Source organism: Niveispirillum sp. SYP-B3756, from assembly GCF_009495745.1.
Classification (GTDB): Bacteria; Pseudomonadota; Alphaproteobacteria; order Azospirillales; family Azospirillaceae; genus Niveispirillum.
In genome coordinates this window covers 453,507-473,995 of sequence record NZ_WIDQ01000001.1, presented here as the reverse complement: position 1 = coordinate 473,995, position 20,489 = coordinate 453,507, and the positions used below count along the sequence as shown (strand labels likewise).

Below are 20,489 nucleotides of genomic sequence, written 5' to 3'. Positions count from 1 at the left end.
GCATAATGGTTTATGCAGTTACGGGGTGCCGGCCCGGTGCCCTCATTCATCGTTTCCAGCCAGGGAGGATCGCCTTGCCCCCCCGTTCCAAACGTTTTTCCCGGGAAGAGTCCGACGATACCGCCAGCACGCTGGTCATTCGCAATGTCGTGGTGCTGAACAAGCGTACCAGCCTGCGGATGGAGCCGGAAATGTGGGATGCGCTGAACGATGTCGCCAAACGGGAACAGAAAACCCTGCACGATATCTGCACCCAGATTGTCGAACGCAAACCCGGCGGTGCCTCCCTGACGGCGGCGATCCGGGTGTTTCTGGTCAATTATTACCGCATGTCCTCCACGGAGGATGGGCATCGCGGGGCCGGTCACGGCCAGGGCGACCCGGATATCATCACCGCAGCCCTGGCCCCGCTGCGCAGTGATGAAGAGGTAGTTTGATTATCAGAAGTTGAATATCGAATAGATATAGACTCAGGGGGCCGGCGGCTTGGCAAATTCGGGCCACAGGGTGCGCACCAGCGGCCCGTCGGCCGCGAAACTGTGGCAACTGTCCAGCACCGGGGGCCGCCGACGCGGTGGCGGTTGCTCCCCCCTGGCCAGCATCGCCTCGCGCTCCTGCATCTCTGCCGCCTGACGTTGGGGGCTGATGGTCTGGAAAGCGGTGGTGGCCACCGGACCCAAAAGCTCCACCAGATGGGTGCAGCCCTGCACGCCGCCCAACCGTTCCTTCACTGCTGCCGTCCAGCCGCTGGCGATCGACAGCCCCACCAGCCTTTGATAGGCAGGGGCGATGGCGGGGCAGAGGGTGAAGGGTGTGGTATCGGCCGCCACCTCCACCGCCTGCACAGTCAAGCTGTCGTCCACCGTCAGCCGGATCCACAGATCGTGGATGAAATCGCCCGGCTGCTTGCTCTCCCCCGCCAGACTGCGGAGGGCATAGGTTCTTTGATCCGTCAGGTGCCCTTCCACATCCCACAGCCCATCGGCCCGGCGGAAGCCCTGGCAGGTTATTTTACGGGTGTGAAGCAGGGTACGGTCGGCGGGGGGCAGCAGCGGCATGGCAAGCAATCAGCGATTCGGCAGGGCCTTGAACTTGGGGCGCCAGGCACAACGGGTCAAGCTACCCTTTACATTTTAGGAATATGCTTTCCCAGCCCTGCAGCGAGCGGGTGGCCGCCGCCAAACATGGGCGGTTCGCCACCGCGCCATTTCGCGCTACATGAAGGCTGCACTTTGTTGATCTTTATCGCAGCCTTTTCAGGAAAGAACCATGCGCCCCACCGACCGTATCTTTGTTGCCCTGGACATGCCGGACATTGCCGGGGCGCGGGCCATGGCGGCCGATCTGACCGGTCTGGTCGGGGGTGTGAAGCTGGGGCTGGAATTCTTCATGGCCCAGGGGCCGGATGGTATCCGCACTGTGGTGGCCGATGCGGGTCTGCCGCTGTTCCTGGACCTGAAGCTGCATGACATTCCCAACACGGTGGCCGGTGCCGTGCGCTCTGTCGCGCCGCTGGCGCCCTTGTTCCTGACCGTTCATGCCAGCGGCGGCCCGGCCATGCTGCGCGCCGCCGCCGATGCCGCAGCGGAAGAGGCGGCGAAGCTGGGGGTGCCGCGGATGAAAATCCTGGCCGTCACCGTGCTGACCAGCCTGGGCGAGGATGATCTGGCCGCTGTGGGGCAGCAGGGCCCGGCCCAGGATCAGGTGCGCCGGCTGGCAGCCTTGTCCCAGGCCAGCGGCGTGGATGGTGTCGTCTGTTCCCCGGCGGAGGTGGCGGCGCTGCGTGCCGATCTGCCGGCAGATTTCACCCTGATGGTGCCGGGCATCCGCCCCAGCTGGGCCGCTGTGGGCGACCAGAAACGGGTGATGGGTCCGGCCCAGGCCGTGGCCGCCGGTGCCGACCGGCTGGTGATCGGCCGCCCCATCACCGCCGCTGCCGATCCGCGCGCCGCTGCCCGCCGCATCGCCGAAGAGCTGGGGGCCTGATCCGATGGCCGGTCCGCTGAAAATTCAGGCGAAGATTTGCGGCATCAACCACCCGGATGCGCTGCGTGCCGCCCTGGATGGCGGGGCGCGCTATATCGGGCTGGTCTTCTTTCCCCGCTCCCCACGCCATGTGGAACTGGCCATTGCGGCCGACCTGGCGCGCATGGTGGGCACCGGCACCCGCACCGTGGGCCTGTTCGTCGACCCGGCAGATGCGCTGCTGGATGAAACCATCGCCCGCGTGCCGCTGGACATGATCCAGTTGCATGGGGAGGAAAATCCGGCCCGCGTGGCGGAAATCCGCAGCCGTTATGGCCTGCCGGTGATGAAGGCGCTGAAGGTGGCCGACGAAGCCGATCTGGAAGCGGCTTCAGCCTATGTGCCGGTGGTGGACCGGCTGCTGTTTGATGCCAAGCCCCCGAAGAATGTGGCGGGTATGCTGCCGGGCGGCAATGGCCTGTCGTTTGACTGGCGCCTGCTGGCCGGCCGGCGCTGGGACAAGCCCTGGATGCTGTCCGGCGGGCTGGACCCGGAGAATGTGGCGGCGGCCATCGCCATCACCGGGGCCGATGCGGTGGATGTGTCGTCTGGCGTGGAGGAACGGCCGGGCGTGAAAAGCGTCACCCGCATCCGGGAGTTTCTGACTGCCGTTGCGGCGGCGGGGCAGGGGGCGTGACCACCCCGCCGCCGCCCGGATGCAGCCCCGCCCGCCATGGCCCGCCGGGCCTGTGGCTGCGGGCCCGGCGTGTCAGCGATGCTGATGAACTGGCGGCCATGACCAGCCTGCCCCTGTTGCGCCATGGCACCCTGCGTCCACCTTTTCCCAACCCCGATGCTGTGCGGTCCTGGCTGGAACGGCAAAACCCGGACGATCTGGCGCTGGTGGCGCTGCTGGATGGCGCGCTGGTCGGTTCCGCCGATCTGCTGCGGCAGATGGGAAGGCGGCGGCATTGCGCCATTCTGGGCATGGGCGTGCATGATGCGCATCACGCTAAGGGCATCGGGGCGGCCCTGCTGGACGCGCTGTTGGAGGCGGCCGACCGTTGGCTGGATATCGGCCGGGTGGAACTGACCGTCTTTGCCGATAATGAGCCGGCGTTGCGGCTTTATCGCCGTTTCGGCTTTGTGGAGGAAGGGCGGCATCGTGCCCATGCCTTCCGTGATGGCACCTATGTTGACACCATCGCCATGGCCCGCCTGCGCCCCGGCTGGCCGGGTGGATGCTGAGACGGAAGGCGTCCTTTGCCTTATCATTTCCCCGGTGGGGAACGGCGCTGGGCCTTGGCGTAGAGCAGGGACCAGATGAAAATGGTGATCAGGTTGATGGTCCCCTGCAAAACCGGACGATCGGCGATATCCGGGATCAGGGCGCGGCTGCCCAGCATCACGCCGATGGCAATGCCTGCGAACAACAGCAGTTCCAGAACGATCACCGGCACGCGGGTGCCGGGGCTGAATTGCTTGCCCGTGGCCCATTCGGTCAGGGTGACAAGGGATTTCTTCGGTGCGGTCACAACAAGGGTCCGTTGGCTCTGTGGCAAGGGGTGGCGCCATGCCTGCCTTGCCTTTGTTGCGGTAACTGGTCGCTTGCGCGCAATTTTCTGCCAGAGTATGGATAGCCGCCCCCAGCGGCTTGCCTGTCGGATATAGCCGATGGCGACCGTCATGGGCGACCCTATTCGACCCTATCCCCTATGGAATGGCGTTATGGCGCGGCTTGTCCTGAAATTCGGTGGCACTTCGGTTGGCGATATCGAACGCATCAAGAATGTCGCCAAGAAGGTCAAACAGGAGGTCGATGCCGGCCACGAGGTGGCGGTGGTCGTCTCCGCCATGTCCGGCGTGACCAATCAACTGGTGGATTATTGCCGCCAGATCGCCAAGGTGCATGACCAGGCCGAATATGATGCCGTGGTCGCCTCGGGCGAACAGGTGACATCGGGCCTGCTGGCGATTGCCCTGCAGGAAATCGGCATCCCCGCCCGCTCGTGGCAGGGCTGGCAGATCCCGCTGATCGCCGATGAGGTGCATGGCAAGGCTCGCATCGAACGCATCGATACCACGCCGCTGTCGGCAGCCATGTCCAGCGGCGTGGTCGGCGTCGTCGCCGGCTTCCAGGGCGTGACGGAGGCGGGGCGTATCGCCACGCTGGGCCGTGGTGGCTCCGACACCTCCGCCGTGGCGCTGGCGGCCGCCTTGAAGGCGGATCGCTGCGATATCTATACCGACGTGGATGGCGTCTATACGACCGATCCGCGCATCGTGAAGACGGCGCGCAAGCTGCACCGCGTCACGTATGAAGAAATGCTGGAAATGGCGTCGCTGGGCGCCAAGGTTCTGCAGACCCGCTCGGTCGAAATGGCCATGAAGCACCATGTTCGGGTGCAGGTATTGTCAACCTTTGAACAGGCGCCGGGCTCTGATCTTCCCGGCACCCTGGTCGTGGACGAGGATGAAATCGTGGAACAGGAACTGGTCAGCGGCATCGCCTATAGCCGGGACGAAGCGAAGATCACCCTGGTGGGCGTGGAAGACCAACCCGGCGTCGCCGCCGCGATCTTCGGCCCGCTGACGGATGCCGCCATCAATGTCGACATGATCGTGCAGAACGTGTCGGAAGATGGCCGCACCACCGACATGACCTTCACCGTGGGCAAGGCCGATCTGGATCGTGCCGTGCAGGTGCTGGAAAAGTCCAAGGACACGCTGAAATATCGCCGTCTGGTTTCCGACGCCAATGTGGTGAAGGTGTCGGTGATCGGCGTCGGGATGCGCTCCCATGCCGGTGTCGCCCAGCGCATGTTCAAGGCGCTGGCCGATCGCGGCATCAACATCCAGGTCATCAGCACCAGCGAGATCAAGGTCTCCGTGCTGATCGCCGAGGAATATACCGAACTGGCGCTGCGCTCCCTGCACACCGCCTACGGGCTGGACAAGGCCTGAGTTTTTGCAGTCGCCCCCGCCGCTATGAGCGGAAGGGACGGCTGCTTTACCTTTGGACGATGGCAATAGTCGTCATCGCTTGCTAGTTACCGCCGCCAATTCCCGCTAAACATCGGGAATTGGCGGTATTGTTTTGTGGAAGGACCAATGGTTATGGGCGTCATGGCGGCACGGGAACGGCTGGATCAACTCTGGGCACGCGGCCGCGACTATCTGGGCACGGAACTGGCCATCATGGGCGGGGCCATGACCTGGGTGTCCGATCGCAATCTGGTGGCGGCCATTTCCAATGCCGGCGGGTTCGGCGTGATCGCGTCCGGTTCCATGTCGCCTGATCTGTTGCGGGCGGAAATTCAGGCCACCCAGGCGCTGACCACCAAGCCCTTCGGCGTCAATTTGATCACCCTGCATCCGCAGTTGGACCCGTTGGTCCAGGTCTGCCTGGAAGAGAAGGTGGGGCATATCGTGCTGGCCGGCGGGTTGCCGCCCGCCACCGCCATCAAGGCGGCGCGCGATGGGGGCGCGCGGGTGATGTGCTTCGCCCCCGCCCTGGTGATCGCCAAGAAGCTGATCCGCAGCGGCGCCGATGCCATCGTCATCGAAGGGTCGGAGGCTGGCGGCCATATCGGCCCCGTCTCCACCTCTGTGCTGGCGCAGGAGATTTTGCCGGAAATCCGCGATGTGCCGGTCTTTGTGGCCGGCGGCATCGGGCGCGGTGACGCCGTCGTCTCCTATCTGGAAATGGGGGCGGCCGGGGTGCAGTTGGGCACCCGCTTCGTCTGCGCCAGCGAATGCCGGGCGCATCCCAAATTCAAGCAGGCTTTCATCCGGGGCAGTGCCCGCGATGCGCTGGCCTCGGTGGCGCTGGATGCCCGCTTCCCCGTCATCCCCGTGCGCGCGCTGCAAAATGAAGGCACCAAGCGCTTCATGGAAAAGCAGCGGGAAGTGATCGCCCGCTTTGATGCAGGCGAACTGGACCAGAAGGAAGCCCAGCTGGAGATCGAACATTACTGGGCAGGTGCGTTGCGCCGCGCGGTGATTGAGGGCGACGTGGAAAACGGTTCCCTGATGGCGGGCCAGTCGGTCGGCATGGTGACGAAGGAACAACCGGTGGCAGAGATTCTGGCCGAACTGGTGGAACAGGCGGAAGCGGCGCTGACGCGGCGCCGGTGATAGCAGGGGAGTGTTTTGAGATAAAGTATCTATAATGTTGTATTATTTCTCGTAAGAGGGTGAATTTCGCCACCACATGCTGTAAGCTCCGTCATAAAATAACGGTGTGCAGTTGTGAGGCGAAATGGATATCTACGGTACGGCTGCGGCCGATAATCTCCGCGCATCAGCGAGTGACCAGCGATTGCTGGGCGGGGATGGCAACGATACGCTGGAGGCCAGTAGCTCATATTTTGGTAGTGTGCTGATCGGTGGCCGTGGCTCCGATACCTATAAGGCGAATTCTGGTCATATTGAAACTGTTCTGATTTTAGAAAATGGCAATGATCCCGATGATCGGTGGATGGATGACGGGTTTCTTTATTTTTCCAATGCGGCGGCGACGGTGGATAATCGCCATTTGCTGATTTTAAATACCAAAACAGATCAAGCAATCTTGATACTGGATTGGCTTCGCCCTGAAAACATTATCGAGAATTGGCGAATTGGTACATTTCTTACTGGCTTTGAATGGATGAGTTTTAACGAATTTAAAGAAACGATCCTGGATAGTGGCAGCTATATCGGAAATGTTTCGGCTGAGTTCCTGGGGGCTTCGGGTGCGACCCAACTGCGTCAAGAGATTGAGCAGCACTATCGTGCGGCTGGGACGGTCGTCGATTCCAACAGCTTCGATCCTTCCCGCCAGATGATGGCTAACGATAAGATTGCTACCCCCCGTCCGACGGATGGCAGTTTCGGTCTGCAATGGAGCTTCGCTGGATCAACCGGCAACGATGTCATCCGGGGCACCACCGGCAATGACCTGATCAATGCCCTTGAAGGCAATGATGCGGTGGATTCTGGTTTGGGGGATGACATTATTGATGGTGGGCGCGGGTCCAATTTTCTGACCGGCGGTGCCGGGTCCGACAAGTTTTTCGTCGATGGCCGCGGTGTAAATGGTGCCAACGGCACGACCGTGTGGAGCACCGTCACCGATTTCACCGCCGGGGAGAATGTGACCATCTGGGGCTGGCGGGACGGTGTCAGCCGGGTGGTGGAGACGGTTCGCACCGGCACCGCCGGCTTTGAAGGGGCCACCTGGCATATTGATCTGACCGGGGATGGCCGGATTGATGCCAGCGTGACCCTGACCGGGCTGGGCCTGGGACAGGTCAATAGCACCACCGGCATGGTGGAGGGCAATGGCTATCTGCTGCTGGGGTAACGGTTACGGAACCCCCTTAAGAAGCCTGACGAATCCGTTCCAACCTGCTATCCATCCATCAGGCGGCGGTGACGCCGCTGCCCCGCAGGGTGGGTCAGAGGAACATGGTTGAGATGACGATATCGGCGGGTGCCCTGGTGCAGGGCCGCAACCCCGGTGCCGGTGCCCGCCGGCTGCTGGCCCGGTTGCGCGATATCATGGCCGGCAACGGGTCCGCCCAGGACCGGTTGGACAAGATCGTCAAGACCATCGCCCATGAAATGGCCGCCGATGTCTGCTCCTGTTACATCATGCGCGCCGGTGAGGTGTTGGAGCTGTTCGCCACCATCGGTCTGAACCCCGATGCCGTGCACCAGACCCGGATGCGGGTGGGTGAAGGCCTGATCGGCGATGTCGCCGCCCATGCCCGCCCCGTGGCGCTGGCCAATGCGCAGAGCCATCCCAATTTCGCCTATCGACCGGAAACGGGGGAAGACCCGTTCAACGGTTTCCTGGCTGTGCCCATTCTGCGCGGCGGCCGGGTGCGCGGCGTGCTGGCCATCCAGCACAAGGACCGGCGTGATTACGATGAACAGGATGTGGAGACGCTGCAGACCATCGCCATGATCGTGGCCGAACTGGTGGCCGGTGGCGAGTTGGTGGACGGTCGGGAAATCTCCCAGGCCAGTGATCTGGTGCTGCTGCCGTCCCGCCTGGAAGGGATCAGCCTGAACCGGGGCGTGGCCATGGGGCTGGCCGTGCTGCACCGCCCGCAGCTGACCATCCGCCAGATGGTGGCCGATGACCCGGAAGCCGAACTGGCGCGGCTGAAGGGGGCGGTGGAAAATATGCATTCCGCCATCGACCAGATGCTGATCGCCGTCGGCGAGTCGGACAGCGAACATGCGGAAATCATGCAGACCTACCGCATGGTGGCGGCCGATCGCGGCTGGCTGAACCGCATCCGGGAGGCGATCCGGTCCGGCCTGACGGCGGAAGCGGCGGTGCAGCGGGTGCAGAATGACAATTCCGCCCGCATGGCCCAGGTGGCCGACCCCTATATCCGCGACCGGCTGCTGGACCTGAACGATATCACCAACCGGCTGTTACAGCATCTGGCCGGCAAGCCGGTGGATGCTGTCGGCGGCACCTTGCCCGATGAATTCATCCTGGTGGCCCGCAATCTGGGGCCGGCGGAATTGCTGGATTATGATCGCAGCCGCCTGCGCGGGCTGGTGATGGAGGAAGGCTCCGCCTATTCCCACGTCGCCATCGTCGCCCGCGCCCTGGATATCCCGGTAGTGGGACAGGCGGCCGATGTGCTGCGCCGCGTGGAACCCTTGGATTTTTTGATTGTCGATGGCGACCATGGGCAGGTCTTTGTCCGCCCGGCCGACGATATCCAGGAAGCCTTCCTGACCAGCCTGGCCGTGCGCAAGCAGCGCGCCGCCGAATCCGTCCGCCTGCGCGATGTGCCCTCCGTCACCAAGGATGGGGTGCCGGTGCAGCTGATGCTGAATTGCGGGCTGCTGATCGACCTGCCGCATCTGGAAGCGACGGGTGCTGAAGGGGTGGGGCTCTATCGCACCGAAATTCCCTTCATGGTGCGCCCGTCATATCCCGATGTTCTCACTCAGCTGGAAACCTACAGCCGGGTGATGGATGAGGCCAAGGGCAAGCCGGTGGTCTTCCGCACCCTGGATGTCGGCGGCGACAAGACGCTGCCCTATTTCCCGGAGCTGGGGGAGGAAAACCCGGCCTTGGGCTGGCGCGCCATCCGCATCGGGCTGGACCGGCCGTCGATGTTGCGCAAGCAGTTGCGCGCCATGCTGCGTGCGGCGGGCGGGCGCGAATTGCGGGTGATGTTTCCCATGGTGGCACAGGTGGCCGAGTTCGTGCAGGCCCGCCACATGCTGGATATGGAAATCCGCCGCCTGACGGAAAATGGCGAGCCGGCCCCCAGCCTGCTGAAAGTGGGCGTGATGATGGAGGTGCCGGCGCTGCTGTTCCAGCTGGACGCGCTGCTGCCGCTGATCGATTTCATGTCCATCGGCTCCAACGACCTGTTGCAGTATCTGTACGCCTCGGATCGGGGCAACCCGATGATGAATAACCGCTATGACCTGCTGTCGCCCGCCCTGCTGCGGGTGCTGCGCATGTTGGTGGTGAAGTGCCACGCGGCCAATGTGTCGCTGTCGCTGTGCGGGGAAATGGCCAGTCGCCCGCTGGATGCCATGGCTCTGCTGGGGGTGGGCCTGCGCCGCCTGTCCATGTCGGCCCCGGCCTTCTTTGAGGTGAAGGCGATGGTGCGCTCGCTGCAGGTAGGGGCTTTGCAGGGCTATATGGAAACGCTCTACAACCTGCCCGACCGCTCCGTCCGCGCGCGGCTGCGGGCTTATGCGCGTGACCATGGGGTGCGGATTGGGTAAGGGTACAATCTCACGCCCTTGCCCTATGCTCGCAGGGTTGTTATTCTCCCGCCTGGTCGGCAGTTCACCCAGGCGTCGCCATCCCTGTTGTCAACAGGGGCGCTAGACCTGCCATCGGCGTTTTTCAACCGATTCTTCCGCAACGACTCCCGACACCGATCCTGATGGATCTCCTGTGTCCGCGCGTCGGCAAGTTGGCGACCACCGGCTTTCAGCCCTTTTGGGCGGAAATTATGCGGCACGGGTGATATCTGTTGAGGATGTTGTCATGTCGAAGAATGCCATGCCGTTCCAGGTGGCGGATATTTCCAACCTGGCCCGCTCACTCAAACAACAATTGTCCGATCAGCCCGGTCCCTTTGGTCATGTCAGCCTGCTGAACATGCTGGCGCGCGGGGCAGGCTATCGCAATTTCCAGCATTTCCGCGCCCAGATGGCGGCGCATGAAAAACTGGAAAACCCTGCGCCACCCGCACCGGTGGTGGAGGTGGATTATGCCCGCGTCCGCCGCATCGCCCGGCATTTTGATGCAAAGGGGCTGCTGGTCCGCTGGCCGCCGAAATTCAATGAACAGCAGGTGGTGCTGTGGGTGCTGTGGTCACGCATCCCGGCGCGGCAGAGTTTCACCGAGCGGCAGATCAGCGATCTGCTGCGCGCTGAACATCATTTCGGCGATCCGGCGCTCTTGCGGCGGGAAATGGTGGAACAGGATCTGATGTCCCGCACGCTGGATTGCCGGGATTACCGCCGCCTGGAACGCCAGCCGCCGCCCGATGCGCTGGCCCTGATGCGGTATCTTACAAAGCGACCGGTGACGCCGGATTCCGCGCCGGTTGGGCGGCGCGCCGGTTGAATAGCGACGCCTGCGACCGTGTTGACCCCATTCTGAAATGGGGCCAGCACGGCGATCAAGGCAAGTCTGTATCATACCAACCCGCCGAGGGATTGCGCCTTGGCAGATTGAAGGCTGGCGACCGCCAGCCCGGCACCACGTGGTGCCGTAAGCCAAGGCGGCGAATGCCGCCGCCCGGCGCATGAGGGAACGCGAAATCCCCCTTGATCGGTCACGATCAAGGGGGATTGTTATTACTTGGTCGCCTGTTCCAGATAGGCGATCAGGTCGGCGCGGTCTTCCGGGTTGGGCACGCCGGGGAAGGCCATCTTGTTGCCGGGCAGGAAGGCCTGCGGCTTGGTCAGCCACTGGTCCAGCTTGTCCTGGCTCCAGACGAAATCGGCCTTCTTCAGTGCTTCGGAATAGGCGAAGCCTTCGATGCTGGCGGTGTGACGGCCGAACAGCCCGTGCAGCGGCGGGCCAACCTTCTTGGGCGCATTGGCTTCCACCGCGTGGCAGACCTTGCAGCGGGTGAAGACCTTTTCACCCTTGGCCGGGTCGCCAGCGGCCTGGGCGGCGGAGATGCCGGCGGTCAGGGCCAGGGCTGTGGTAAAGGCAGCGATCATCATGCGGGCGGGGGTACGCATAGGGATTAGGCTCCATTCTTATTGAAGCGCTATTTTATCCCCCGTTCCCACCCGTCGGTCAATGCGACCAAGAGCGCGTATCATCTTATCGGCTAAGTACCTATACCGGCTGGCTACAGAATGGTTCTGCAACCAGCCAGTATATCCCGCACCTTTTAGTGGCCGCTATCAGACGTTGAAACGGAAATGGAAGATGTCGCCATCCTGGACCAGGTATTCCTTACCTTCCATGCGCATCTTGCCGGCTTCCTTACAACCGACTTCGCCGCCCAGGGTGACATAGGAATTATAGTCGATGGTTTCCGCCTTGATGAAGCCACGCTCGAAATCCGTGTGGATGACGCCGGCGGCTTCCGGGGCCTTGGCGCCCTTGCGCACGGTCCAGGCGCGGGCCTCCTTCGGGCCGACGGTGAAGAAGGTCAGCAAGCCCAGCAGGCTGTAACCGGCGCGGATCAGGCGGTTCAGGCCCGGCTCCTCCAGCCCCAGTGAGGCCAGATAGTCGAGCTTGTCCGCCTCGGCCAACTGCGACAGCTCCGCCTCGATGGCGGCGGAGATCACCACGCTGCCAGCACCCTGGCGGGCGGCCATTTCGGCCACCTTGGCGGACAGGGAATTGCCGCTGCCGGCGGATTCTTCTTCCACATTGCAGACATAGAGCACCGGCTTGCCGGTCAGCAGCGCCATCTGCTTGAAGGCCTCGCGCTCTTCGTTGGAGACCTCCACCGTGCGGGCGGGCTTGCCTTCCCGCAGCACGGCCAGCACCCGCTCCATCAGGTCGGACAGGGCCTTGGCGTCCTTGTCGCCGCCCTTGGCCTTTTTCTGCAGCGGCGGCAGGCGCTTTTCCAGGCTTTCCATGTCGGACAGCATCAGCTCCGTCTCCACCGTCTCCGCATCGCGGACGGGATCGATGGAACCTTCGACATGGGTGATGTCGCCATCTTCAAAGCAGCGCAGCACATGGACGATGGCGTCCACTTCGCGGATATTGGCCAGGAACTGGTTGCCCAGCCCTTCGCCCTTGGACGCACCGCGCACCAGACCGGCAATATCCACGAATTCCAGTTGGGTGGGCACGGTCTTTTGCGACTTGGCGATGACCACCAGCTTGTCCAGCCGCGGGTCGGGCACACCGACGCGGCCGACATTCGGCTCAATCGTGCAGAACGGGTAATTCGCGGCCTCGGCCGCGGCCGTGCTGGTCAGCGCGTTGAACAGGGTGGACTTGCCGACATTGGGCAGGCCGACGATGCCGCAATTAAATCCCATGGGTGGTACTTCGCTGCTTTGGGTGGTTCCAAGATTGGCACCGGTTATGGGCGATTGCGGCGCCGAATGCAAATGACAGGGCTGCAAGGCGGGGCAGTGCGGGCGCGCCGTCAGCCCATCGCTGCCATGATCGTCCCCGGTGTCAATGCCAGCGACAGGATCACCAGCCCCAACGCTGCATAGGCCCAGACCCCCATGCCCCGCCAGGCCCGGACCCAGCCATTGGCGGGCACCGCCGGGGCAGGGCGGCTATGATGCAGGCGCAGGCTGTAGATCATCACGCCGGTGACCGACAGGCTGGTCAGCGCCAGGCCAGCCAAGAACCAGATAATCTTGGTGGCAAAGCCACCCAGCGTGCCGAAATGCAGCGGATCGGCCATTTCGGAAATACGCTGGTGGAGGGACAGGTCTTCGCCGCGCGTCACCAGCCGTACCGCCCCGCTGACTGGGTCCAGCCAGACAGCGTTGGCCCGGTCGCGCACCAGCCAGGCCTCCGCCTGCCCCATAACCATCAGCCCCCGGTCACCCTTGGGCGAGGGGAAGCGGATTTCCCGGATCTCCAGCCCTGGATAGGCGGCCAGTCCCGCCGCCACCAACCGGTCAAGTGCTGCACCGTCAAGGGTGGCGGAGGGGGCGGCCAGCACCGGCGGGTGGGGCTGGTCGGGCGCATCGCCACCCAGCGATTCCACCATGTACCAAAGCCCAGTCACGGCGATCAGGGCGGTGAACCACAGGCTCCACAAGCCCGCCAGTCGGTGCAGGTCACCGGCCAACCGCCGCCCATCGACGCCGCGCGGGCGTTTGAAGAAGCCACGCCACCATTTTTTATAGGTGACGATGCCGCTGATCAGGGAGGCCACCAGCAACAGGGCAAGCGTACAGACGATGGGCACGCCGATCTTCACCGGCAGCATCAGGTGACGGTGCGTTTCCCGCAGAAAGCGGTGGATATTATACCAGGGGGCCGTGCCGGTGGCGGCCCCGGTATAGGGGTCCAGATGGACCCGCACCATGCGGGCACCACCCGCATCCATCCAGGCTTCGGCAGCAAAGCCCGGATGGGTGGGGGCATAGAGACTGTTCAGCCGGGCACCGGGCACGGCGGCGTGCGCTCCATCGGCCAACTGCCCCCAACTGGCCGGGGCCGCTTCGCGCGGCATTACCCGCATCGATGGCGTTACCAGCCAGTCCAGTTCATGGGCGAACACCGCCAGCGTGCCGGTGGCCAGGATGAAGCCCATGAACAGGCTGAGCTTCAATCCTGCCCAGGCATGGACAGACCACCAGAGGGATCGGCCCCTGCGCGCCATCAGAACTGCTTGCGTAGTTCGATGAACCAGGTGCGCGGCTCGCCGGGGAAGTGGCCATTATGCACGGTGAAGCCAGAGGCGGCATATTCCTTGTCGAAGATATTCTTCACCCGGAACATGGCCTCGGCAAAGCCCAGATCGGTGATGATGGAGGCATCGAAGATCGTATAGGGCTTCACGGTCTGGCCGGACAGGCTGACGCGCTGGGAGACATATTCCCCGCCAAAGGCAAAGGCGGTGTTGATTTCCTGCACCTGATAGCGGGTCCAGAAACCGACCTTGTTGCGCGGGGCATTGGCAAAGCGGTTGCCGACCGCGTTGGTCAGGCTCTGGCCTGGCACGGTGCCGGTGATCTTGGTGTCATTATAGCCGTAATTGGCGGTGAACACCCAATCCGGCGTAATGTCGGTGGACAGGTCCAGCTCGAAGCCCTTGGACGTCACCTCCCCGATGGGGGAAAGCGGGTTGACGCCATTGACCGGCGGCTTGGTCGTGTCGGTCTGCAGCATGTTTTCCCGCACGATGCGGTAGACAGCGCCATTGGCCTGGATACGGCCACCCAGCAGGGCCGTCTTCACGCCGGCTTCCACCTGCTTGCCGGTGATCGGGTCGAACGGGCCGCCGGCATTGCTGTCCTGGTTGGCCACGGATTGCGGCTCAAAGCTGGTGGACCAGCTGGCATAGACCGACATGTCATCCACCGGCTTGTAGATCAGGCCGGTGCGCCAGGAATAATCCCCATCGGAATAGTCGGTGCCATTCACCCGGTTGGTGTCGGTGAAATGGTCATAACGCAGGCCGGCAATCACATCCCATTGCTCGGTCAGGCTGATCTGGTCCTGCAGGTAGATGCCTTCACGCTCCGCCCTGGTATCGGTCGGGGTATAGGGGCGGTTGGCGAAATAGGCGGCATAGCTGGCGCCGGAGGTCAGGCCATAGACACGGTTGGTCAGGCTGGCATCGGGCACCGGACCCCGGGACGCCTGGGTGGGGGCGATGCGGCTCAGCAGCAGCGAATCCTCCCGGTACCAGTCGGCGCCGAACAGGATCTTGTGGTGGATGCTGCCGGTTTCCGCATCGGCGATCAGGTTGGCAGCCAGCGCCAGCCCATCGCCATTACGCCGCTGGTCGCGGAACTCCCGCCGTACCATGTCGGGGATGCCATCGCGGTTGCTGTCATAGGTGCCGCGCGGTTCATGGTAATTCTGCAGCTCTTCCGCCTTGAACCAGCGGATACCGGCATCCAGGCGGATATTGTCGGTGATCCGCGCATCCAGCTTGGCCTGCAGCACGTTGGAGGTCAGCTTGGAATAATCGGTCGGCTCATTATGGTTCCAGCTGATCGGCCCCAGATAGACACCGGCATCGCTGACCGGGATACCGCGCAGCCGGTTGGCCGGCAGGGCCTGATCGAAATGGATGGCCTGCAGGGTCAGCTTAATATCGTCCGTCACTTTGATGCCCAGGCTGGCATCACCGATCTTGCTGTCGCTGCCGGCGCCGATGCGGAAACTGTCCATCTTCTCGTAGAAGGCACCCACGCGGTAGGTGAAGCGCCCCGCCGCATCCGCCGGGCCGGACAGTTCTGCCGACCCGCCGATGCGGCCATAATTGCCGGCCGTCAGGCGCACATCGCCCCGGAATTCCTCGGTCGGTCCCTTGGTGACATAGTTGATGGTGCCGCCGGGCGAGGCCGGGCCATAGAGCATCCCGGCCGGACCCTTCAGCACTTCCACCCGTTCGATATTGAACAGTTGCGGCACGGCGAAGCCGATGAACGGGTCGCCCCGCATCCCGTCATAATAATTCTGTTCCTGGCGGAAGCCGCGGAAGGTGACGCCGCCATAGGTGAAATAGCTGACGCCGGAGATATTGCGATAAAGGTCGATGACGTTGCGGGCACCCAGATCGCGGATCATCTCGTCATTGATGACCTGCACGGCCTGGGGAATGTCCAGGATATTGGCTGGCATCTTGCCGATGCTGGTTTCTTCCACCCGGTACAGCCGCTGCACACGGCCGGTGACGATGATTTCCTCTACCGGGCTGGCATCGGCCACCTGTTGCGCCTGGGCCGGGGCCAGAAACGTTAAGGCCGGCACCAGGGCGGCGCCGGCCATCAGCAAGGCTGCTCGCATGTCACTCTTCCCACTGTCTTTTACGCGAAATCTCTTCGCCAGTGGTTTAATGAGCGACAGGAATGCGAGTCAATATTAATTGCATACGAGCGTGGGTGCCATGCGCGGGCAGAGGCGGGGGCGGTCAACTTCCCGCCAGCCGCCGGGCGATGACCGCGGCCCCCAAACCCAGCAGCCCGCCCAGGGCCGCCGGCAGGGCGGCGACGGCGGCGGTGATCAGGCTGCGGTCAATTTCCCGCAGTTGGCTGCCGGGGGGTGGCCAACCGGCCAGATTGGCCACTAGCACACCCCCAGCCAGCCCCAATATCACCATCCAGGTCCAGCGCGGCCCCAGCATGGACAGCGCGAAGGCAGAGATGGTCAGGATGGCCAGGGTGCCCGCCAGGGTGCCGTCCGTCATGTCCCACAGGCCGGCGCAGGCACCCAGCAGGGCGGCAAGTCCAGCAAGCAGAAGGGGTTTCGTATTGACCGACATGGCACAAACTCCGGTTCAAGTATGAACCGTAATCTGGGCCCTGATTGCGGCAAAAGCCGGTCAAGGACCGGGCCCTGGCTGGGCAGTGCCGGGGTGTTGCCATGGCCGGGCGGGTTTTACTCCGCCGCCACCACCCGCCGGGGCGGGTTGTAGAGGGTAACCTTTTGGGGCCGGACGGGGGGTGGGGGCGAATCCTCGCCGCCTGTGCGCAGTCCCTGCTGGCTCAGTTCCGCATGTTCGTTGACCAGATTGCGCAGCACCGCCCAATGGCGCCGAATGGCATCCTCTACCTCCCGCAGACGGGTGGAAGCAGGCGGCTCGGCAGTTTGTGCCGAGAGGGCGGCAAGAATTTCCCCCAGCGCCACATCATGGCGGGCATCGTCCAGCAGGCGAAGCCCGGCCGGCAGTCCGTCCTTGGGGCGGTTGGGCTGGGTTTGCGTGGTACGCGGTGTCAGCGCGGTTGTCTTGGGGGGGGCAGGGCGGGTAAGGCGGTCATACATGGCGGGCATCTCCCCTTGAAAGCCTACCGCAGCAGGTGCAAGGGGTATGCCGTTTCGTCGGGCAGCCGGGCGATGGCCACCTGGTTGCCACCAGCCCGCTTGGCATCGGCCAGCGCCTGCCGCGCCTGGGCCAGCAGCAGGTCCAACTTTCCATTGGCATTGTTGGAGGCGATGCCAATGCTGATGGTGATGCCGGGTCCGGTTGTCGTATCGGCGCTGGCTGCCTCTGTCCTTATCCGCTCCGCCAGCGCCTCGGCTGCTGGCAATGGGGTGCCGGGCAGCAGCATGGCGAATTCATCCCCGCCCATGCGCGCCAGCAGTGCCCCACCATCCAGATGGTCATAGAGGGACTTGGCCAGGCTGGTCAGACGGTCATCGCCCGCCAGTTGGCCATAGCGGTCATTGATCTGATGGAACTGGTCGATATCAATCCGTAGCAGACAGAGCGGTTGTTGCCGCCCCATGCAACTGGCCAGGGCGGCGGCGGCCTGATCCAGGAAATTATGCCGGTTCGGCAGCCCGGTCAGCCCGTCCAGGGCCATCAGGGCCCGAAAATGGCGTTCCAGGGCTTGATGCGCCTGGACTTCCCGTTGCAGGCGCAGTTGCATCACCGCAAGGCGCAAGAGGGCGACGGCGCTGGTCATGCCCAACAGGATGATGGTCACCATGCTGGCCGGCGGCCAACCGGTATGGGTGTCTGCAGCCAACAGCACAGTTGTTTCCGCACAGGCCTGACCGCTTGGTCCGATGGTCGCCAGCAGCCCCGGCAGCAACCAGGCCACCTGTGATGGCATCCTGGTGCGACGTTGCTGTCTGATGGGTGATGGCGGATAGGACATGAAAAACCTTGTCGTGTAAACACGACAAGTATTGCCAGATATGATTGCAGTTTAAAGTGCGGAAATCTGTTAAGCGCGTTTTTCGTCGCTTTCGTCCAGATTATCCATCAATCCCGCCGGTTCGGCCTTGTCCGGATCGGGGCGGGCCATGATCTCCGTGCCCCAGTCGGCAATCAGCAGGGCGCGGCGTTCTTCCAGTTCCTTGATCTTGGATTGGGCGCTCAGGCTGGCCACCGCCACCACGATCTGGGGAATGAAGAAATACATCAGCCAGCCCAGTGCAGCCGCCCCGAACATCACCAGCCAGGTATGGGGCGTGGTCAGCATCCGCATGGCCAGGGCAACCGTGTGCCCCTGTTGCCAGAGCTGGACAATGAAGGGCGCCACCCCGCAGAGATTCATCGCCCCCACCGTCAGGGCGGCCGATTTTTCCGTATCCCGATCCACGATGATGGCGACGATGGTGGGGATCAGCCCGGCCAGCAGCAACATGCTGGTTGGCAGGATGATCAGGGCCGCCGGCAGCAGCAGGATCAGCAGCGTCATCAGACCGCGCCCGCCCTGGCGTTTGCGCCGCTGGTAGCTGTAGGGCATGTCGCTTACCCTTTCAGCATGAAGATGATGGTGCCGATCAGGGTCAGTCCGGCAATGACGGACGTGACGATGGCCGCCACCTGCTTGCCCGCATGATCGGCGGCATCGGAACGGACATAGGCACCGGATTTCAGCTGTTCGATCTGCCGGGTCAGGTTCTCATATTGCCGCATCGCGGTCAGGAACCCTTTATCATCGGCGCGAATCGCCTCGATATTGTCGACGATGCGAACCAGGGCTTCCAGCACACCCTCGCGGGCGGCCTGCGCCACCTCTGCCTTCATCCGCTCCCGCCTTTCGCGGTTCTTGAAGCGTTTGAACACCGGATCCATCAGGCTGACCAGCCAGCCGCAGAGATTGGGCAGCCGTGCCGGGCCGAACCGGTCCTGCACATCGGCCAGGATGCTGATGATGGCGATCATCCGCCGGGCCGGATCCTGCTGGCCGGCCAGCGGGTTCAACAGCCGGTCATTCAGCTTTTTGTGATGGGTGGTGATGAAGCCGATAATGTGGCGATCCACCGGATCGCGGCCCCGCGACGGCTTGGTGGCCAGATGGTCCAGCGCGCTCAACAGCTCCGCCGGCGTCAGCGCATAATAATCGCGGATGGAAGGCGACAGACAGGGGCAGGCCGGGCACAGCTCATACAGGATGCGTTCGATCCCGAACCCCATGCCGACATGTTCCAGCAGGGCCCGGAAACCGTCGAAGGACTGGATCAGCGGCACATATTCAGGGCGGAAATCGCTCTGGCAATTAACCCAGAACATGGGCAACTGCGACAGCACCAGCTCGGCATAGGGCTGAACGCTGGCATTCTGCCAGACCGCCTCCGCCAGGGCGGGGCCCAGCCCGTCCGGCATCACCGATATGCCGCGATAACGGATGGGGGAGGCGGGGTCTAATGCCGTGGTGACACGGGCGACCAGCTTGTCTTCCTGGGTGGCGCTGCGGCCACCGACACTGGCCGACGTGATGGCCGTCTGCACCAGCTCTGCCCGCGTCTCATCCCCCACGGCGCGGCGCACCCATTTTTCCACATCGCCCCGTTCGATCAGCGGGGCGGCGGCGGCACTGTTGCGGGCCAGTGCATTGGCCAGGGAGCGGCAATGCATCAGCTGCTCCCCCTGAAATTCAAAAGGCCGTGCGCCTCGGCGTGGCACCTGGGGCTGTTTGGGCGACAGGCGGCGCCCCTGCAGCCACAGGTCCAGGTCTGACAGGCTCCAGCGCTGCTTGGGGTCATCCGTCATCAGGCCGCGCAACGGCTCCAGCAGCCCCTGCGGCAGGCGCAGATGCCCGGTCAGCGCCGGATAGGTGCCCTTGTCCATCTTCAGGCGCAGGATGGCGTCATCATCCATATCGGGCAGTGGTGTGCGGCCCAGATGCAGCACCAGCAGGGTGACGCCCAGCGCATAGAGATCATCGCCAATCGTCCCAGGTCCGCGACCGGATGGCTGGGCCAGGGAGCGTTCGATGGTTTCCAGCAGGACCGGCTGACCGTAACCGGCGGGGGTGGAAAGGCAGTCGCCCAGCATCACCACACCCGAACTCGGCTCTTTGAAGAACAGATTGGTCGGGCGGATGGCACCGCAGGTCATGCCCCGGGCATTCATCTCCCGCAGGGCATAGAGCAGCGTAGGCATCAGTCCGCGCACGATCTGATCGTCGCTGAACGGTTCCCGCATGTCTGACAGGGCATTCATTACCCGACGCCCGCCTGGCCGCTCATAGACCAGCACGAAGCGGCGCTGTCCCTCCGGCGTCCATTCCACCGTGCCCCAATCCAGCAGGCGCAGCACCACCGGATTATCGATGGAGCGAAAGCCGCTCATCATATCAATGCGCGCTGGCACCGGCCGGTCGGTGACGATGGCAAAATATTCAGTCTTGCGGTCGCGGTTGATCCGGCAGGCATAGGCGGTGCCCCCAGGCGAATCCAGTCCCGGCAGGGGGGATGCGGGCATGATCTCGCAACGACCGCCCAGATCGACGGGCGGGGGGGCGTTTTCCGCACGTCCCCCAGGGTTGGCGCGCGGGGGCAGGTCTTCGATCTCGGCGCTGGCAGCCATGCTTGTCTGCGGATTCCGGCAAGGGGACGGCGAACATCCCCGCCCCGGCGCGGATCATGGCAAACCGTTCGCCTTTGCACAATGGCGGCGCTCTAAGTC

Annotated in this window: 20 protein-coding genes; 9 read left to right on the top strand and 11 right to left on the bottom strand. The window is 63.5% G+C overall.

Going from position 1 to position 20,489, the window contains the following annotated elements; all coding sequences use genetic code 11:
• Positions 1–74 precede the first annotated feature (74 nt).
• Positions 75–437 carry a ribbon-helix-helix domain-containing protein gene (locus tag GE253_RS02240; RefSeq protein WP_211101318.1) on the top strand — a complete coding sequence of 121 codons (363 nt, stop codon included), beginning with the start codon at positions 75–77 and terminating at the stop codon, positions 435–437.
• 33 nt (positions 438–470) lie between these two features.
• Here GE253_RS02240 and GE253_RS02235 read toward each other — a convergent pair whose 3' ends face one another.
• A complete protein-coding gene (locus GE253_RS02235) occupies positions 471–1,058 on the bottom strand; it encodes a DUF2889 domain-containing protein (protein WP_153202481.1) in 588 nt (195 codons plus the stop codon).
• A gap of 211 nt (positions 1,059–1,269) precedes the next feature.
• Between GE253_RS02235 and pyrF the strand changes: the two genes are divergently transcribed.
• Genes pyrF through GE253_RS02220 form a run of 3 tightly spaced genes read left to right on the top strand, consistent with a single transcriptional unit; the run spans position 1,270 to position 3,213 of the window.
• Positions 1,270–1,986 carry an orotidine-5'-phosphate decarboxylase gene (pyrF, locus tag GE253_RS02230; RefSeq protein WP_153202480.1) on the top strand — a complete coding sequence of 239 codons (717 nt, stop codon included), beginning with the start codon at positions 1,270–1,272 and terminating at the stop codon, positions 1,984–1,986.
• Positions 1,987–2,002: 16 nt separating this feature from the next.
• Positions 2,003–2,662 carry a phosphoribosylanthranilate isomerase gene (locus GE253_RS02225; protein ID WP_211101338.1) on the top strand — a complete coding sequence of 220 codons (660 nt, stop codon included), beginning with the start codon at positions 2,003–2,005 and terminating at the stop codon, positions 2,660–2,662.
• Positions 2,659–3,213 carry a GNAT family N-acetyltransferase gene (locus GE253_RS02220; RefSeq protein WP_211101317.1) on the top strand — a complete coding sequence of 185 codons (555 nt, stop codon included), beginning with the start codon at positions 2,659–2,661 and terminating at the stop codon, positions 3,211–3,213. Before GE253_RS02225 ends, GE253_RS02220 begins: the two co-directional genes overlap by 4 nt.
• Positions 3,214–3,236: 23 nt before the next feature.
• Here GE253_RS02220 and GE253_RS02215 read toward each other — a convergent pair whose 3' ends face one another.
• Positions 3,237–3,500: a hypothetical protein gene (locus GE253_RS02215; protein WP_153202478.1), complete on the bottom strand. Its 264-nt coding sequence runs from the start codon at positions 3,498–3,500 to the stop codon at positions 3,237–3,239.
• Positions 3,501–3,693: 193 nt separating this feature from the next.
• On the opposite strand from GE253_RS02215, the gene GE253_RS02210 reads away from it, so the two are divergent.
• The 5 genes from GE253_RS02210 (at position 3,694) to GE253_RS02190 (ending at position 10,573) form a co-directional block, all read left to right on the top strand.
• Positions 3,694–4,929, top strand: coding sequence for an aspartate kinase (locus GE253_RS02210; RefSeq protein WP_153202477.1), 1,236 nt, complete (start codon positions 3,694–3,696; stop codon positions 4,927–4,929).
• 153 nt (positions 4,930–5,082) lie between these two features.
• Positions 5,083–6,102 (top strand): nitronate monooxygenase, encoded by a 1,020-nt coding sequence (locus GE253_RS02205; protein WP_247878475.1) that lies wholly within the window; start codon positions 5,083–5,085, stop codon positions 6,100–6,102.
• Between the two features lie 124 nt (positions 6,103–6,226).
• A complete protein-coding gene (locus tag GE253_RS02200; protein ID WP_153202476.1) occupies positions 6,227–7,312 on the top strand; it encodes a hypothetical protein in 1,086 nt (361 codons plus the stop codon).
• 113 nt (positions 7,313–7,425) lie between these two features.
• Positions 7,426–9,720: a phosphoenolpyruvate--protein phosphotransferase gene (gene ptsP / locus GE253_RS02195; protein ID WP_247878432.1), complete on the top strand. Its 2,295-nt coding sequence runs from the start codon at positions 7,426–7,428 to the stop codon at positions 9,718–9,720.
• A gap of 268 nt (positions 9,721–9,988) precedes the next feature.
• Complete coding sequence (locus tag GE253_RS02190) at positions 9,989–10,573, top strand: DUF2087 domain-containing protein (protein ID WP_153202475.1); 585 nt, start codon at positions 9,989–9,991, stop codon at positions 10,571–10,573.
• A gap of 233 nt (positions 10,574–10,806) precedes the next feature.
• Here GE253_RS02190 and GE253_RS02185 read toward each other — a convergent pair whose 3' ends face one another.
• The 9 genes from GE253_RS02185 to GE253_RS02145 form a co-directional block, all read right to left on the bottom strand.
• Positions 10,807–11,199 carry a cytochrome c family protein gene (locus GE253_RS02185; RefSeq protein WP_247878431.1) on the bottom strand — a complete coding sequence of 131 codons (393 nt, stop codon included), beginning with the start codon at positions 11,197–11,199 and terminating at the stop codon, positions 10,807–10,809.
• Between the two features lie 168 nt (positions 11,200–11,367).
• Positions 11,368–12,465, bottom strand: a complete 1,098-nt coding sequence (ychF, locus tag GE253_RS02180; RefSeq protein WP_153202474.1) for a redox-regulated ATPase YchF — start codon at positions 12,463–12,465, stop codon at positions 11,368–11,370.
• Positions 12,466–12,575: 110 nt separating this feature from the next.
• The gene (locus GE253_RS02175) at positions 12,576–13,775 is read right to left on the bottom strand and encodes a PepSY-associated TM helix domain-containing protein (protein WP_153202473.1); all 1,200 of its coding nucleotides are present in this window, start codon (positions 13,773–13,775) and stop codon (positions 12,576–12,578) included.
• Positions 13,775–15,913 (bottom strand): TonB-dependent siderophore receptor, encoded by a 2,139-nt coding sequence (locus tag GE253_RS02170; protein WP_153202472.1) that lies wholly within the window; start codon positions 15,911–15,913, stop codon positions 13,775–13,777. Before GE253_RS02170 ends, GE253_RS02175 begins: the two co-directional genes overlap by 1 nt.
• Positions 15,914–16,037: 124 nt before the next feature.
• Positions 16,038–16,388: a hypothetical protein gene (locus GE253_RS02165; RefSeq protein WP_153202471.1), complete on the bottom strand. Its 351-nt coding sequence runs from the start codon at positions 16,386–16,388 to the stop codon at positions 16,038–16,040.
• A gap of 116 nt (positions 16,389–16,504) precedes the next feature.
• Entirely contained in the window at positions 16,505–16,888 is a 384-nt protein-coding gene (locus tag GE253_RS02160) for a hypothetical protein (protein ID WP_153202470.1), read from the bottom strand.
• A gap of 23 nt (positions 16,889–16,911) precedes the next feature.
• Positions 16,912–17,670 carry a GGDEF domain-containing protein gene (locus GE253_RS02155; RefSeq protein WP_173012453.1) on the bottom strand — a complete coding sequence of 253 codons (759 nt, stop codon included), beginning with the start codon at positions 17,668–17,670 and terminating at the stop codon, positions 16,912–16,914.
• A gap of 126 nt (positions 17,671–17,796) precedes the next feature.
• Positions 17,797–18,321: a hypothetical protein gene (locus GE253_RS02150; RefSeq protein WP_153202468.1), complete on the bottom strand. Its 525-nt coding sequence runs from the start codon at positions 18,319–18,321 to the stop codon at positions 17,797–17,799.
• A 5-nt stretch (positions 18,322–18,326) separates the two neighbouring features.
• The gene (locus GE253_RS02145) at positions 18,327–20,390 is read right to left on the bottom strand and encodes a serine/threonine protein kinase (RefSeq protein WP_247878430.1); all 2,064 of its coding nucleotides are present in this window, start codon (positions 20,388–20,390) and stop codon (positions 18,327–18,329) included.
• Between the last annotated feature and the right edge of the window lie 99 nt (positions 20,391–20,489).